Raw genomic sequence first — 16021 nt, forward strand, 5'->3', positions numbered from 1 at the left:
TGAAGCCATGATCCAGCTGCCCCAGGTGTGCGTGTGCTACCTCACCCGCCTGTCCGAGACCGGCGACCGCCAGGTGCTGCTAGGACGCAAGAAGAAGGGGCTGGGCCTGGGCAATATCGTGGGCCTCGGCGGCAAGCTCGAGCCGGGGGAGTCGCCCGTCGACGCCGCGGTGCGTGAGGTCGAGGAAGAATCCGGCCTGACCGTGCTCGCGGATGCGCTCACCCCGATGGGTGTGCTCACCTATCTGTTCCCGCACCGGCCGGCCTGGAGTCAGCGCTCGAACGTCTTCGTCACCGACAGGTTCACCGGCATCCCGCGGGAGTCTGACGAACTGAACCCGGTGTGGTTCAGCATCGCCGAGCTGCCCGTCGACGAAATGTGGGACGACGCCAGGCACTGGCTTCCGGGGGTGCTGGCCGGCATCCCCGTTGAGGCCACCTTCACCTTCGGTGCGGATCTGGCCACCGTCGTGGCCCGTGACTGAATCTGGCAACACGGTTGCTGAACGTTATGAAGACGGCTGCTGAACACCTCCTGAATTGACCTGCCCGCCTGAGGCTGTCAGGATCAACGAGGCCCGGTTTCGAGCCAGCCAATTCTCTTGGCGTGCCGGGCCACTCGTCCAGACGCGGTCCGGGACGAGTCACAAGGAAAGACGCCGGTGGATTTCACCCTTATCGTCGCGCTGGTCATCGCACTGGCACTCATCTTCGACTTCACCAACGGGTTCCATGACACGGCCAACGCCATGGCCACGCCGATCGCCACCGGGGCCATGAAGCCCAAGGTGGCCGTCGGCATCGCGGCCGTGCTCAACCTCGTGGGCGCGTTCCTCTCCACCGAGGTGGCCAAGACCGTCTCCGGCGGCATCATCAAGGAGGGCGAAGGCGGCATCCAGATCACGCCGGAGCTCATCTTCGCCGGCCTGATCGGCGCCATCGTCTGGAACCTCATCACCTGGCTGCGGGGACTCCCGTCCAGCTCCAGCCACGCACTCTTCGGCGGCCTGATCGGCGCCACGGTGATCGGTGTCGGCGCGCAGGCCGTGGCCTTCGACGTCGTGGTCGCCAAGGTGATCCTGCCCGCGTTGATCGCCCCGATCACCGTCGGCATCGTCGCGTTCATCGCCACCCGTATCGCCTATGCCATCACCCGCCGCGACGTCGGCAAGCCGGATGGCCGTGGCGGCTTCCGTTATGCGCAGATCTTCTCCTCGTCGCTCGTGGCCCTCTCGCACGGCACCAACGACGCCCAGAAGACCATGGGCGTGATCACGCTCACCCTCATCGCCGGTGGCTACCAGGCCGTGGGAACCGGTCCCCAGTTCTGGGTGATCGCCTGCTGCGCCCTGGCCATCGCGATCGGCACGTACACCGGCGGCTGGCGCATCATCCTCACCATGGGCAGAGGCCTCACCGAGATCAAGCCCGCCCAAGGCTTCGCGGCCGAGACCAGCACCGCCGCCACCATCCTGGCGTCCAGCCACCTCGGCTTCGCCCTCTCGACCACCCAGGTGGCGTCCGGCTCGGTCATCGGCTCCGGCCTGGGCCGTCGTGGCTCCACCGTGCGGTGGGGCATGGCCGGCCAGATCGCCCTCGGCTGGCTGCTCACGCTCCCCGCATCCGCCATCATGGGCGCATTCGCGGCCGGCCTGGCGTTGCTCGGCCCGATCGGCATCGTGCTCGACGTCGTGATCGGCACGATCGTGGTCTACGTGCTCTTCCGTTGGTCCAAGCGCGACCGCATCTCGCACGACAACATGCTGCACGACATCGATGACGCGGGCCACGTCGTGAAGATCAAGAAGACGCCCCGCAAGCCGTCCCGCAAGGACCGACAGAAGGTTGCACTGTGATCGACTGGGCCGCTTTCCTCGTTGTCGCCGCCGCCTCGCTGGTGTCGTCGGCGATCGTCGTGTCGCTGTACTCGCTGGGCCTGCGCCTGCTCACAACGGCCGGGCGCATCCCCACCGTCGAACCCGCCGAGTTCACCGGCGCCATCACCGTGCTGTCACCGGCCCGGGCCGCGAAAGACGCCAAGCGGGCCCGCAAGGCACGCAAGGCCAACCCGCTCACGGCCGGCCAGAAGCGCGTCGCTCAGTACGCCGGCTACCTGTGCTTCGCCCTCTGCGGCCTGATCGTGCTCTACGGCGTCTACCTGATCGTTCCCGCCCTGCACAAGTAACCCGCACCCTCCCGCGAGCCGTGAGTAAAGCCCCAAAACCCGAGTCGGGTTGGGGCTTAACTCACGGCTCGCGGATGTGGGGGCGCGTGCTGGGACCCACCGGGGGAGTTCTCGGGTGCGCTGAGCGCCCCTCGAGGGCCTGCCGGGTGCGCTGACCGTCCCGGGAGGGGCACACACGGTGCGCTGAGCGCCCCCCACGTGCCACGAGACGTGGCCACAGGGTGAGGTGGGTGTCGCGTGTGCCCGGGGCGTGCGCATCCCGCGAGCCGGCGCGCGAAGCCCGCGAGCCGTGAGTTTGGCCCCGAAAAGTGCGTCGGGTTGGGGCTTAACTCACGGCTCGCGGGACGGTTTGGCTAGGCCGTGCGGCGTACCCGGCCTACCCAGGTCATCAGGTGGTAGATCACGATGGCGGCGACTGTGCCCAGCGCGATGCCGTTGAAGGTGAGGGTGCCGGCGCTGAAGGTGTAGTCGGCGATACCGATGATGAGTGCCGTCGCGGCGGTGAACTGGTTGACCGGCTTGCTGAAGTCCACCTTGTTGTCGAGCCAGATCTTCACACCGATGATGCCGATGAGCCCGTACAGGGCCGTGGTGACCCCGCCGAGCACGCCCGCCGGGATGGTGCTGATGACGGCGCCCACCTTGGGGGAGAGGCCCAGGAGCACGGCCACGATGCCGGCCACCCAGTAGGCGGCCGTCGAGTAGATACGGGTGGCGGCCATCACCCCGATGTTCTCGCCGTAGGTGGTGGTGCCGGAGCCGCCGCCGAAGCCGGCGATGACGGTGGCCAGGCCGTCGGCGAGCAGCGCCCGCCCGGTGAGCTTGTTCACCGAGCTGTCGGTCATCTGGGCGACGCCGCGGATGTGGCCGACGTTCTCGGCGATGAGCACCAGCACCACGGGCAGGAAGGCGGGCAGGATGGCCCAGACGGCCGGGTTCTCGAACGGGTTGGTCGGCAGGGTGAGCGGCGGCAGGCCCACCCAGGCGGCGTCACCGACGGCGCTGAAGTCGATCTGGCCCTGCATGAGCGCTGCCAGGTAGCCGACGATCACGCCGAGGAAGATCGACAACCGGCCCAGGATGCCGCGGAACACGACAGTGGACAGGATGACGGCGGCGAGCGTGATCACGGCGGTCAGCGGCGCCACGGTGAAGTTGGCCTTGGCCACCGGCGCCAGGTTGAAACCGATCAGGGCCACGATCGCGCCGGACACGACGGGCGGCATCAGCGCGTCGATCCAGCCGGCCCCGGTGACCTGCACGATGCCGCCGACCACGGCGAGCAATACGCCGACGGCCAGGATGCCGAACAGGGCGCTGCCCATGCCCGCGGTGGCGACCGCGGCGGTGATCGGGGCGATGAATGCGAACGACGAACCCAGGTAAGAGGGCAGCTTGTTGCGGGTGATCAGCAGGAACAGGATCGTGCCGATGCCGGAGAACAGGATGGTGGTGCTCGGCGGGAAGCCGGTGATCAGCGGCACCAGGAAGGTGGCGCCGAACATGGCCACCACGTGCTGGGCACCGATGCCGATGGTGATGGGCCAGTTGAGGCGTTCGCCCGGGGCCACGACGTCGGTCGCGCCGACAGTCTTACCGTCGCCGTGCAGGGTCCAGGGCAGTGCCATTCGTGTCTCGTTTCTGTGGGATCCGGCCGGCCGTGTGCCGGCGAGGCCCTAGCTGAGCGTAGTGGCCCGTCGAGCGGGCCACCCAGTTTGCCCGGGCGTCAGCGTACGGGATTAGGATCACCCCATGACTTCGGACACCGGCACCCGCGCCCTCGATCCGCTCGAGGTCAGGGTGTCCGGCGGGCTCGTGCGCGGCGTCCGTGAGCGCGGCATCCGCGCCTGGCGTGGCATCCCGTATGCGGCAGCGCCGGTGGGCCCGCTGCGGTTCCGCGCCCCCGTGCCGCCGGAACCCTGGCGGGGCGTGCGCGATGCCGCCGGGTTCGGCCCGGTGGCCACGCAGAGCCACAAGGGCCAGTTCATCGGTGCGCACCCGCGCATCCCGCAAAGCGAGGACTGCCTCAATCTCAACGTGATCGCGCCCGACCGGCCGAGCGACGACGGGGCGCTCTGCCCGGTGATGGTGTTCGTGCACGGCGGCGCATACAGTGTGGGCTCGTCCAGGGAGAACCCCCGCCAGGGCGAGGGCCTCGTGCGTCGCGGCGGCATCATCTATGTGGGGCTCAACTACCGGTTGGGTGCGCTCGGCTACCTCGACTTCAGCCGCTACTCCACGCCGGAGCGTCCATTCGAGAGCAACCTGGGCCTGCGCGACCAGGTTGCGGCGCTGGCCTGGGTGCGCGCCAACATCCGTGCCTTCGGCGGCGACCCGGATGCGGTGACCCTGTTCGGCGAATCGGCCGGCGGCAATGCCGTGACGACGCTGATGACCGTACCGGCGGCCGGTGGGCTGTTCCAGCGGGCCATCGCCCAGAGCTCCCCGCCGAACGCCGTCTACCCGCCGGCGCTCACAGCCGAGTGGGCGGCGACGTTTGTGGGTATCCTCGCCGAACAGACCCTCGGCGCCCCGGAAACCGGGGCGGCGCCCGTGCATCCCGCCGCGCAGCTGGCAAACCACCCGGTCGAGCCGCCGGTGAGCTCTGGCCTCACCGACGCCGAGGCCGTGCGGCTGTTGCTCGACGCCGACCCAGCCCGCCTCGCCGGTGCCACCACCACCCTCACTGTGCGCTCGCCCGACCAGTACCCCGGCACGATCCCGCTCTGTCCCGTGATCGACGGCGATTTCTTGCCCGAACGGCCCCTCGACGCGTTCCGGGACGGCCGGGCCGCCCGCATCCCGCTGATCATCGGCACCAACGAGCGGGAGGGCTCCCTGTTCAGCGGGCGCATCGACATCCTCGCGTCGACGCCGCCGCGCATGCGGGCGGTCTTCGCGAACACCAAGAAGAAGGCCAGGAAGGCGCTCAAGGCCCAGTACCCCGGTATCCCCGCGCCGCGGGCCGCGCTCGACTTCGGCGGCGATTACTCGTTCTGGTACCCCAGCGTCAAGGTGGGGGAGCGGCACTCCCGGTACGCTCCCGTGCACTTCTACCGGTTCGACGCCGCGCCCCGATTGCTGCGACGGATGGGCCTGGACGCCACCCACGGGCTGGAGCTGTTCCCGCTCTTCGACAGGCTCGACGGCTGGTTCGGGCGCGGCATGACCGTGCTGGGCGGCCGACGGGCCTTCAAGGCCATCGGTGCGCGCATGCAGGGCTGGTGGCTGGCCTTCGCCGCCACGGGCACTCCAGGGGACGGCTGGCCGGAGTACACCGAGACCGAGCGTTTGACGCTCATCATCGACACCAGGGACCGGGTGGAGTCTGATCCGCACGCCGAACGCCGGGTCGCGTGGGGCAAGTTCGTGCCGCACGTTTGACCACGCGGGTTGGGCCGATTTCCACGACCGCGCGCCGCGTCGTAGACTGAGGCGTTTGGCGCGCCGGCCGAACGTCGACTTGGAGAGCATCATTTCCGTATCAGAGCACGAGTCCACCGCCGCTGCAGCACCCGCCACGACAGGCGCCACGACGGGGACGGCGCCTGCCTCGCCGTCGGAGCCGACAGGTCGCGGCACGAGGTCGGTGCTCGACCGCTACTTCGAGATCACCCGCCGCGGTTCCACCTGGGGCCGAGAGGTGCGCGGAGGCCTGGTGACTTTCGTCACGATGGCCTACATCGTCATCCTCAACCCGCTCATCCTCGGTGGCTTCAGCGCCGACCAGGCCGCCGTCGACGTGGCCGGCAACTGGCTGCCCAACGGCCAGGTCGCCGCGGTCACCGCGCTCACCGCCGGCGTCATGACGATCCTCTTCGGTGTCATCGCCCGCCTGCCGTTCGGCTTCGCCGCCGGGCTCGGCATCAACTCCTTCCTCGCCGTGAGCGTTGTGGGGCAGGTCACCTGGCCCGAGGCCATGGGCCTGGTCGTCATCAACGGCCTCATCATCGTGCTTCTGGCCTCCACCGGCCTGCGCGAGATGATCTTCACCGCCGTGCCGCGTCAGCTCAAGATCGCCATCACCGTGGGCATCGGCCTGTTCATCGCGTTCATCGGTCTGGTCGACTCCGGTTTCGTGCGCGCCAGCGGCGTCGCCTCGCCGCCCGTGCAGCTCGGCGAGTCCGGCTCCGTCGCCAGCCTGCCCACCGCCGTCTTCGTGATCGGCCTGCTGCTCATCGGCGTGCTCGTGGCCCGCAAGGTCAAGGGCGCCCTGCTCATCGGCATCGTCGGCACCACGGTGCTCGCCGTCATCCTCGAGGCGATCTTCAAGGTCGGCCCGTCGCTGGGCACCAACCCGGCCGGCTGGAACCTCAACGCCCCCGTGCTGCCCACGAGCTTCGTCGCACTGCCCGACCTCTCCCTCGTCGGGCAGGTGAGCTTCGGCGCGTTCGAACGCATCGGCGTGCTCGCGGCCGTGATGCTCGTCTTCACGCTCGTGTTCACGAACTTCTTCGACGCCATGGGCACCATGACCGGCCTCTCCAACGAGGCCGGCGTCTCCGACAAGAACGGCAACTTCCCCCGCCTCAAGTCCGCGCTGATCGTCGAGGGTGTCGGCGCCGTCGTCGGTGGCGCCACCTCCTCGTCGTCGAACACCGTGTTCATCGAGTCCGGCGCCGGTATCGGCGAGGGCGCCCGCACCGGCTTCGCCAACGTCGTCACGGGTCTGCTGTTCCTCGCGGCGATGTTCTTCACGCCGCTCACCCAGATCGTGCCGCTCGAGGTGGCCGCCGCCGCCCTCGTGATCGTGGGCGCCATGATGGTGTCGCAGATCCGGTTCATCGACTTCAGCGACTTCTCCATCGTGCTGCCGGTGTTCCTCACCATCATCGTGATGCCGCTGAGCTACTCCATCGCCAACGGCATCGGCGCCGGCTTCATCAGCTGGGTCATCGTGCGCTCGCTCTCCGGCAAGGCCCGCGAGATCAGCCCGCTGCTCTGGATCGTCGCGGCCGGCTTCCTGGTCTTCTTCGTGCGCGGCCCCATCGAGGTCTTGTTCGGCGTCTAACCGGATGCGCGCGGCCGACCGCCCGGGTGCTCTACTCCAGGAAACCGCGCAAGAGTAGCGCGGTACCGGCGAGGTGCTCGGCCATGGCCTGCGCCGCCGCATCCGGGTTGCCGGTGAGGATCGCCATCACGATCTGTTCGTGCTGATGGTTGGAGTGCGCGATGTTGGGGCCGAGCGAGGGGATGCCGTCGAGCAGTTCGTTGGCCCGCATGCGCACCTCGGCGAGCAGCGGCACGAGCGAGCTCGAGCCGGCGAGCTCGCCGATGGTGAGGTGCAGCCGAGAATCGAGCCGGCGGTAGTCCTCGTCGGTGGCGGCGATGGAGTCGCCCAGGCTGGTCCACAGGGCGTCCCGGTCGGCCGGGGAGAGCGGTCGGGCAGCGGCCTGCCTGGCGGCGCCCACCTCGAGTACCTCGCGCAGGATCAGGGCGTCGTCGATCTCCGCCGGAGTGAACCGCCGCTGGGCCAGCGGTTCGCCGCCGGGGCCCGGCGCCGGGGTCGGTAACTCGTCGACCACGAAGGTGCCGCCGTAGCGGCCGCGGCGGGACACCAGGTAGCCCGCCTCGCCCAGCGACGCGAGGGCGTCGCGCAGGGTGTCCCGGCTCACGGCGAGCATGCCGGCGAGATCACGTTCGGCGGGCAGCCGCTCGCCCGGAGCGATCAGGCCCAGCCGCACGGTCTGCAGCAGACGCTGCACGGTCTCCTCGAACGCGTTGCCGCCGTGCACGGGTCGAAGCAGCAGCTCAGACCGGATGCCGCCGACCGGTTCGGTGCCCGTCGGGTCGGTGCCCGCGGATTCGGTGCCGGCCGGTTCGGTGTCGTTTCCCTGCTGGATCATGGTCTACCTATTCTGCCCGTCGGGTCACTCCGCCCGGTCCTGCCCGCCGGCCTCTCCGCGCACCTACTCCGGCGTCACGTACGCCGAGCTGATGCCGCCGTCGACGAGGAAGGTGGAGCCGGTGATGAAGGAGGCATCGTCGCTGGCCAGGAAGGCGACGGCCGCGGCGAGTTCTTCGGGTTCGGCGAACCGGCCCACCGGGATGTGGATAAGGCGGCGGGCGGCCCTGGCCTGGTCCTTGGCGAAGAGCTCCTGCAGCAGGGGGGTGTTCACCGGGCCGGGGCAGAGCGCGTTGACCCTGATGCCCTGCCGGGCGAATTGCACGCCCAGCTCGCGGCTCATCGCGAGCACGCCGCCCTTCGACGCCGTGTAGGAGATCTGGCTGGTGGCCGAGCCGAGCACCGCCACGAACGACGCGGTGTTGATGATCGACCCGCTGCCCTGGGCCACCATGTGCCGCAGCGCGGCCCGGCAGCACAGGTACACCGACTTGAGGTTCACATCCTGCACCTTGTTCCAGGCGGGCAGCTCGGTGGTCTCGATGGAGTCGTCGTCGGGTGGGGAGATGCCGGCGTTGTTGAAGGCGATGTCCACGGAGCCGTAGGTGGCGGCCGCGGTGTCGAAGAGGGTGTTCACCTGGTCTTCGTCGGTCACGTCGACCTGCACGAAGAGGCCCCCCACCAGCTCGGCCGCGGCCGTTCCGGTGGTTTCGTCGACGTCGCCGATCACGACGGTGGCGCCCTCGGCGGCGAACCGTTTCGCGGTGGCCAGTCCGATCCCGCTCGCGCCGCCGGTGATCACGGCGACCTTGCCGGCCAGGCGCTGGGTGAGGTTGATCGGGGTGATGCTCATGACTACTCCTTGGGGCGGGGGCGGGGTCTCGGTGGGTCAGAGGCCGTCGACGGCGATGAAGACGTTCTTGGTCTCGGTGAAGTTCAATGGGGCGTCGGGGCCGAGCTCGCGGCCCAGGCCGGACTGCTTGAACCCACCGAACGGGGTCGTGTAGCGCACCGAGGAGTGCGAGTTGACCGACAGATTGCCGGACTCCACTCCGCGGGCCACCCGTACCGCCCGGCCCAGGTCCCTGGTCCAGATGGACCCGGAGAGCCCGTATCGGGAATCGTTGGCCAGCTGCACGGCATCCGCCTCGTCGTCGAAGGGCAGCACCGTGACGACGGGGCCGAAGATCTCCTCGGTCACGCTGCGGTCGGTGCGGCTGGCCGGGGTGAGCACAGTGGGCGGCACCCAATAGCCCGGGCCGTCGGGGGCGCTGCCGCGGAAGGCGACGGGCGCGTCATCCGGCAGGAACTCCGACACCCTGGCCAGGTGAGCGGCCGAGACGAGCGGGCCCATCTCGGTGGCCTCATCGGTCGGGTCGCCCACGACCACGCCGGCCACGGCCGGTTCGAGCAGTTCCATGAACCTGTCGTAGACGGTGCGCTCCACCAGGATGCGGCTGCGCGCGCAGCAGTCCTGGCCGGCGTTCTCGAAGACCCCGTACGGCGCCGTGGCGGCGGCCTTCTCCAGGTCGGAGTCGGCGAAGACGATGTTGGCGCTCTTGCCGCCGAGCTCGAGGGTGACCCGTTTCACCTGCGCGGCGCAGCCGGCCATGATCCGGGTGCCCACGGCGGTGGACCCGGTGAAGACCACCTTGCGCACGTCCGGGTGGGTCACGAAACGTTCGCCCACCACGGAGCCCCGGCCGGGCAGCACCTGGAACAGGCCCTCGGGCAGGCCGGCGGCCAGCGCGAGTTCGCCCAGACGGATGCTGGAGAGCGGCGTCCATTCCGCCGGTTTCAGGAGCACAGCATTGCCTGCGGCAAGGGCCGGTGCGAATCCCCAGGCCGCGATGGTCATCGGGAAGTTCCACGGGGTGATCACGCCGACAACGCCGAGCGGTTCCTGGAAGGTGACGTCGATGCCGCCGGCGACCGGGATCTGCCGGCCGAACAGCCGTTCGGGGGCGGCCGAGTAGTACTGCAGCACGTCGCGCACATGGCCGGCCTCCCATCGGGCCTGGCTGATCGGATGCCCCGAGTTGGCCACCTCGATGCCGGCGAGGTTCTCCCGGTCACCGTCGACGGCCTCGGCGAAGCGGCGCAGCATGGCGGCCTTGTCGGCGGGGGCCACCCTGGCCCAGAGCTTCTGCGCGGCCACGGCACGCGCCACGGCGTCGTCGGTGGCGGTGAGGTCGAGGTGCGCCACGGTGGCCACCGCGGTCTCGGTGGCCGGGTTGATCACGGTGTAACTGGTCACGGCTGGATGCTCCCTTCCGGGGCGCTGGGGGTGGCGGTGACGGGGTTGGCGGTGCTGGCGGAAGCGGTGCGGCGTCCGTCGGCCGCGGCGACGAGCCCGCTGAAGAGCCGCAGGTCGCCCTGAGCCTCCTCCGGGTGCCACTGCACGGCCACCGCGAAGGTGGCGGTCGACAGTTCGACGGCCTGCACGATGCCGGGGTCGGAGGTGCCGGTGACCGAGAGGCCGTCGGCCAGCCGGTCGATGGCCTGATGGTGGTAGACGGGCACGGTGAGCGCGGCATCGCCGACCAGCCCGCTGAGCAGCGACCCCGGTTGCACGGCGACGTCCACCGTGTTGAAGATGCCGTGGCCGGCCTGGTACCTGGTGTCGCCGACCAGGTCGGGCAGGTGCTGGTGGAGCGTGCCGCCGAGGGTCACATTGAGCACCTGGGCGCCGCGGCAGATACCGAGGAAGGGCAGGTCGCGCTCGAGGGCGCCGCGCAGCAGCGCGTCTTCCCAGGCGTCCCGGTCCGGGCGGGGTTCGTCGGTGAGTGGATGCGCATGCTGCCCGTATCTGGCCGGCTCGATGTCTTTGCCGCCCGTGATCACCAGGCCGTCCAGCGCGTCGAGAACGCGCGCGACGATGCCCGCGGTGACCGGCTGCGGCGGCAGCAGCACGGCGATGCCGCCGGCCCGGGTGATGGCGTCGAAGTAGACCTTCGGCAGGAATGCCGCCGGCACGTTCCACACCCCGGTGCTGGCCTGTTCCAGGTAGGTGGTGAGGCCGATCAGCGGGGGAGTGCCCGATGCGCCCGCCGGCGGGTCGAGGAGATCAGAGGCGTTCAAAGCCGCGCACCCTCTCCCAGTCGGTGACCACGGCGTCGTACGCGGCCAGTTCGATGCGGGCGTTGTTGAGGTAGTGGTCCACGACCTCGTCGCCGAAGGCCGCCCGGGCCACGGGTGACTCGGCGAAGAGCGCCGCGGCCTCGCGGAGCGTGGCCGGCACCCGCGGGGCGTCGCTGGCGTAGGCGTTGCCGACGAAGACGTCGTCGAGCTCAAGCTTGTTCTCGATGCCATAGAGGCCGGCGGCGATGAGTGCGCTCACGGCCAGGTACTGGTTGACGTCGCCGCCCGGCACCCGGTTCTCCACCCGCATGCCGTGCCCGCGGCCCACGACCCGCAGCGCGCAGGTGCGGTTGTCCAGCCCCCAGGCGATCGCGGTGGGCGCGAAGCTGCCGGCCACATAGCGTTTGTACGAGTTGATGTTGGGGGCAGAGAACAGGGTGAGCTCGCGCATCACGGCGAGCTGGCCGGCCAGGAACTGCCGGAAAAGGGTGGACATGCCGTGTTCGGCATCCGCGTCGGCGAAGACCGCCGACCCGTCGGTGCCGCGCAGGCTGATGTGGATGTGGCAGCTGTTGCCCTCACGCTCGTTGAACTTGGCCATGAAGGTCAGGCTCTTGCCGTGCGCGTCCGCGATCTCCTTGGCGCCGTTCTTGTAGATCGAGTGGTTGTCGCAGGTGACCAGCGCAGGCGCGTAGCGGAACGCGATCTCCTGCTGGCCGAGGTTGCACTCGCCCTTGACGCCCTCGCAGTACATGCCGGCGCCGTCCATGGCCAGGCGGATGTCGCGCAGCAGTGGCTCCATCCGGGTGGAGGCGAGCAGGGCGTAGTCGATGTTGTAGTCGGTGGCCGGGGTGAGCTCGCGGTAGCCTTTCTTCCAGGCCTCCCGGTAGCCGTCGTCGAAGACCATGAACTCCAGCTCGGTGCCCACGAAGGCCTCCAGGCCCAGGGCGGCGAGCCGGTCCAGCTGCTTCTGCAGAATCTGTCGCGGTGACTCGACCACCGGGGCCTCGTCGAGCCAGTGCAGATCGGCGGTCACCAGGGCGGTGCCCGGCAGCCACGGGGCCACCCGCAGAGTGCTGAGGTCGGGCATCATCACCATGTCGCCGTAGCCGCGTTCCCAACTCGACATGGCGTAGCCGTCGACGGTGTTCATGTCCACGTCCACCGCGAGCAGGTAGTTGCAGCATTCCGCGCCGTGTGACTGCACGTCCTCCACGAACAGGCGGGCGGAGACCCGCTTGCCCACCAGGCGGCCCTGCATGTCGGTGAACGCCACGATGACGGTGTCGATGGTGCCGTCCGACACCATCCCGGCGAGCGCGCCCACCTCCAGGTAACCGCGATTGCGCGGCGGGATGCTCACGGCGGCGGGGCGGTTCTCGGTCATGGGATCTCCTCGTGGACGGTGCGCGGGGCGCGAAGTGCGAGAGCTGACAGGGAGCAAACGGAGCGATCCCGACCATTAGAACACAGCTCACCGACGGAAAGGCGGGCGAGTGTTTACACAGTGTTTACATCCAAAGGTATGTGCAGCGCACCATTGGGTGCCTAGGCTCGGGCGACAACCGAACCCTGCAGTATGCGACCACCTACCCTCAAGGAGCCCACTGGTGTCTGAGTCCGCCCGATCCGTTTCCGGCGTTACATATACGCCCGCCGAGGCCGGTTATTTCGAGAAACGTTCGCTCAAGCGCACCGCCGGATTCTGGGGGATCTGGGGGATCGGCATCGCCGCGGTCATCTCCGGTGACTTCTCCGGCTGGAACTTCGGCCTGGCCTCCGCGGGCTTCGGCGGCATGCTGATCGCCTTCGTGCTCGTAGTGGTGATGTACTTCACGATGCTGTTCTCGATCGGGGAGATGTCCGCCGCGATGCCGCACACCGGCGGCGCCTACTCCTTCGCCCGGGCGGCCATGGGCCCGTGGGGCGGTTTCATCACCGGGCTGGCCGAGACCATCGAGTACGTCGCCACCACAGCGGTGATCGTCTACTTCTCCGCCGCCTACGCCAACGGCATCACCTCGGTTCTGTTCGGCTTCGAACTGCCCGGCTGGCTGTGGTGGGTGATCCTCTACGCGGTGTTCATCCTGCTGAACATGGCGGGAGCATCCGTCTCGTTCGCCTTCGCCCTGGTCGTGGCCGTCATCTCGATCGCGATCCTGGCCGTGTTCGCTGTCCTGGCCGTGGTGTCCGGTCAGTTCAGCGTCGACAACCTCTTCGACATCGTGCCGGATGCCGGCCAGAGCGCGTTCCTGCCACACGGCGTACTGCCGATCCTCTTCGCGCTGCCGTTCGCCATGTGGTTCTTCCTCGGCATCGAGGAGCTGCCGCTGGTGGCCGAGGAGGCGCACAACCCCACCAAGGACATCCCGCGCGCGGGTATCACCGGCATGATCACCCTCGTGGTCTGCGGCGCGGCCGTGCTGGTGCTGAACCCCGGCGTGAACGGCTCCGAGGCCCTCGGCGTCTCGGGGGAGCCGCTTCTGGACGGCTTCCGGGCGATCCTGCCCGACGGCCTGGCCGCCGTGCTCAGCGCGTTCGCGCTGATCGGGCTGCTCGCCTCGCTGCAGGGCATCATGTTCGCCTACGGCCGCAACATGTACTCGCTCAGCCGGGCCGGCTACTACCCCAAGGTGCTCTCCCTCACCGGCAAGCGGCAGACGCCCTGGGTGGCACTCATGGTCGGTGCTGTGATCGGTTTCCTGGCGCTCGTCGTGGTCGACCTCACCGGCGGCGCGGCCGGCTCCGGCGGAGCCATCGTGCTCAACATCGCCGTCTGGGGGGCCGTGCTCGCCTACGTGCTGCAGATGGCATCGTTCATCATCCTGCGCCGGGTGTTCCCCGCCGCCAAGCGGCCGTACGTGAGCCCCACCGGTGTGGTGGGCGCCGTGGTGGCCGGCATCATCGCCCTGGCGATCTTCCTGGGCTTCCTGCTCAACGAGGCGTTCCGGCCGGCCATCGTGGCGATCGCGGTCGTCTACGTGGTGGGGCTGGTGCTGTTCGCCCTCTTCGGCCGCAGCCGCCTGGTGCTCTCCCCCGAGGAGGAGTACGCGCTCTCCGGCGGCCTGCACGGCGACCCGCAGGCCGAGGGGTACGACGCCATGGAGAATGACGTCTTCCCCGAGGAGCCAGCCGCCAAATAACCTGCCCGCCCCGGCCCGCCCGCTTTTTTCTTGCATCGGGTGGGCCGGCGGCGACGGTTCCCTGCGTGAGACCGGCGAATCTCGCGGCTCCCGTGCCGTGCCGCACGCCCGCGATAGAGTGAATCGGTCATGAGCCACAAGCTCGTCCCCGACGGCAACGGAGCCAGCGTGCACACCACACCCAGCATGTCCACAGACACGACCAACACCGCATCACCGAGCACCGAATCGACGACTACCGACGTGACCATCGATATGACCACACCGGAGGATCTCAGCGCCGACATCCCCGCGGTCACTCCCGGCTTCCGCATCGAGCGTGACTCGCTCGGCCGCGTCGAGGTTCCCGCCGACGCCTACTGGGGCGTGCACACCAAGCGTGCCCTGGAGAACTTCCCCATCGCCAAACGGCCGATCTCGGTCTACCCCGACTTCGTCGTTGCCCTCGCCTCGGTGAAGCAGGCCTGCGCCCGCGCCAACGCCGAAGTCGGCGCGCTCAGCCAGGAGCGCGCCGACTGGATCGACGCCGCCTGCCAGGAGATCATCGAGGGCAAGCACCACGACCAGTTCGTCGTCGGGGTCATGCAGGGCGGGGCTGGCACCTCCACGAACATGAACGCCAACGAGGTCATCTGCAACCTTGCCCTGGAGAACGCCGGCTACGGCCGCGGCCGCTACGACATTCTCAGCCCGATCGACCACGTCAACCGCAGCCAGTCCACCAACGACACCTACCCCACCGCGATCAAGATCGCCCTGGCTTTCTTCCTCAAGCACCTGCTGCGCGAGCTCAAGGCACTGCAGGGCTCCTTCTCGGTCAAGGCCGAGGAGTTCTCGCAGATCCTCAAGGTGGGCCGCACCCAGATGCAGGACGCCGTGCCGATGACCCTCGGCCAGGAGTTCCACGGCTTCGCCACCACGCTCGGCGAGGACTACGACAGGCTCACCGAGACCATCTGGCTGCTCGCCGAGATCAACCTGGGCGCCACCGCGATCGGCACCGGCATCACGGCCGATCCCGGCTACGCGGCCGCGGCCATCCGGCACCTCAATGTGATCACCGGACTCAAGCTGGAAGCCGCGCCCGACCTGATCGAGTCCACCAGCGACGCCGGCAGCTTCATGTCGTTCAGCGGCAATCTCAAGCGCAGCGCCATCAAGCTCTCCAAGATCTGCAACGACCTGCGCCTGCTCTCCTCGGGCCCGCAGGCCGGCTTCGGTGAGATCAACCTGCCGCCGCGCCAGGCCGGTTCGAGCATTATGCCCGGCAAGGTCAACCCGGTCATCCCCGAGGTCGTCAACCAGGTGGCGTTCGCCGTGGCCGGGGCGGATGTGACGGTGACGATGGCCGCAGAGGGCGGGCAACTGCAGCTCAACGCCTTCGAACCCGTCATCGCGCACTACCTGTTCCAGAGCCTCACCTGGATGACCCAGGCCATGTGGACGCTGCGGGTGAACTGCATCGACGGCATCACCGCCAACGAGGACCGCCTGGCGGCCATGGTGGGATCGAGCGTCGGTGTGATCACGGCGCTCATCCCGCACATCGGCTATGCCGCCGCGGCCGCGCTGGCCCAGACCGCCCTGCTCACCGGGCGCAACGTGGCCGACCTCGTCGTGGAGGCCAACCTGATGACCAGGGAAGATGTTCTGCGCGAACTCGAGCCCGCCAGGCTGTCCGGCATGGAGCCGGACACCGGCACCTCCTCCATCCCGATCATCGAGTAGCCGCGATCATCGGCTGAGCGCAGAGGGCGCCGCGGAGGGG

At 69.0% G+C, this 16021-nt stretch carries 13 protein-coding genes; 7 read left to right on the top strand and 6 right to left on the bottom strand.

Annotated elements, in window-relative coordinates:
- Positions 1–7 precede the first annotated feature (7 nt).
- The 3 genes from BJQ94_RS05825 to BJQ94_RS05835 all read left to right on the top strand — a co-directional run bounded on the left by BJQ94_RS05825 (position 8) and on the right by BJQ94_RS05835 (position 2184).
- Positions 8–484 carry an 8-oxo-dGTP diphosphatase gene (locus tag BJQ94_RS05825; RefSeq protein ID WP_265397718.1) on the top strand — a complete coding sequence of 159 codons (477 nt, stop codon included), beginning with the start codon at positions 8–10 and terminating at the stop codon, positions 482–484.
- Positions 485–661: 177 nt separating this feature from the next.
- The gene (locus BJQ94_RS05830; protein ID WP_265397719.1) at positions 662–1855 is read left to right on the top strand and encodes an inorganic phosphate transporter; all 1194 of its coding nucleotides are present in this window, start codon (positions 662–664) and stop codon (positions 1853–1855) included.
- Positions 1852–2184 carry a peptidase gene (locus tag BJQ94_RS05835; RefSeq protein ID WP_265397720.1) on the top strand — a complete coding sequence of 111 codons (333 nt, stop codon included), beginning with the start codon at positions 1852–1854 and terminating at the stop codon, positions 2182–2184. Before BJQ94_RS05830 ends, BJQ94_RS05835 begins: the two co-directional genes overlap by 4 nt.
- A 353-nt stretch (positions 2185–2537) precedes the next feature.
- Here BJQ94_RS05835 and BJQ94_RS05840 read toward each other — a convergent pair whose 3' ends face one another.
- Positions 2538–3812 (bottom strand): solute carrier family 23 protein, encoded by a 1275-nt coding sequence (locus BJQ94_RS05840; RefSeq protein WP_265397721.1) that lies wholly within the window; start codon positions 3810–3812, stop codon positions 2538–2540.
- 124 nt (positions 3813–3936) lie between these two features.
- Between BJQ94_RS05840 and BJQ94_RS05845 the strand changes: the two genes are divergently transcribed.
- Positions 3937–5568, top strand: coding sequence for a carboxylesterase/lipase family protein (locus BJQ94_RS05845; protein WP_265397722.1), 1632 nt, complete (start codon positions 3937–3939; stop codon positions 5566–5568).
- 205 nt (positions 5569–5773) lie between these two features.
- A complete protein-coding gene (locus tag BJQ94_RS05850) occupies positions 5774–7195 on the top strand; it encodes an NCS2 family permease (RefSeq protein WP_265397750.1) in 1422 nt (473 codons plus the stop codon).
- A 31-nt stretch (positions 7196–7226) separates the two neighbouring features.
- Here the strand turns inward: BJQ94_RS05850 and BJQ94_RS05855 are convergent, their stop codons facing one another.
- From BJQ94_RS05855 to BJQ94_RS05875, 5 genes are all read right to left on the bottom strand, one after another.
- Positions 7227–8030: an FCD domain-containing protein gene (locus BJQ94_RS05855; RefSeq protein ID WP_265397723.1), complete on the bottom strand. Its 804-nt coding sequence runs from the start codon at positions 8028–8030 to the stop codon at positions 7227–7229.
- Positions 8031–8093: 63 nt separating this feature from the next.
- A complete protein-coding gene (locus BJQ94_RS05860) occupies positions 8094–8882 on the bottom strand; it encodes a 3-oxoacyl-ACP reductase (RefSeq protein WP_265397724.1) in 789 nt (262 codons plus the stop codon).
- Positions 8883–8918: 36 nt separating this feature from the next.
- Complete coding sequence (locus BJQ94_RS05865; protein ID WP_265397725.1) at positions 8919–10286, bottom strand: aldehyde dehydrogenase family protein; 1368 nt, start codon at positions 10284–10286, stop codon at positions 8919–8921.
- Complete coding sequence (locus BJQ94_RS05870) at positions 10283–11110, bottom strand: gamma-glutamyl-gamma-aminobutyrate hydrolase family protein (protein WP_265397726.1); 828 nt, start codon at positions 11108–11110, stop codon at positions 10283–10285. Before BJQ94_RS05870 ends, BJQ94_RS05865 begins: the two co-directional genes overlap by 4 nt.
- On the bottom strand, positions 11097–12419 hold the full coding sequence (locus tag BJQ94_RS05875) for a glutamine synthetase family protein (RefSeq protein ID WP_265397751.1): 1323 nt from the start codon (positions 12417–12419) through the stop codon (positions 11097–11099). Before BJQ94_RS05875 ends, BJQ94_RS05870 begins: the two co-directional genes overlap by 14 nt.
- 301 nt (positions 12420–12720) lie before the next feature.
- Here BJQ94_RS05875 and BJQ94_RS05880 point away from each other — a divergent pair, with 301 nt between their 5' ends.
- Both BJQ94_RS05880 and BJQ94_RS05885 read left to right on the top strand, forming a co-directional pair.
- Positions 12721–14253: an amino acid permease gene (locus tag BJQ94_RS05880; protein WP_265397727.1), complete on the top strand. Its 1533-nt coding sequence runs from the start codon at positions 12721–12723 to the stop codon at positions 14251–14253.
- A gap of 255 nt (positions 14254–14508) precedes the next feature.
- The gene (locus tag BJQ94_RS05885) at positions 14509–15981 is read left to right on the top strand and encodes an aspartate ammonia-lyase (protein ID WP_265397752.1); all 1473 of its coding nucleotides are present in this window, start codon (positions 14509–14511) and stop codon (positions 15979–15981) included.
- The last annotated feature ends 40 nt before the right edge of the window (positions 15982–16021 follow it).

Origin of the sequence: Cryobacterium sp. SO2 (genome assembly GCF_026151165.2) — a bacterium.
Lineage (GTDB): Bacteria > Actinomycetota > Actinomycetes > Actinomycetales > Microbacteriaceae > Cryobacterium.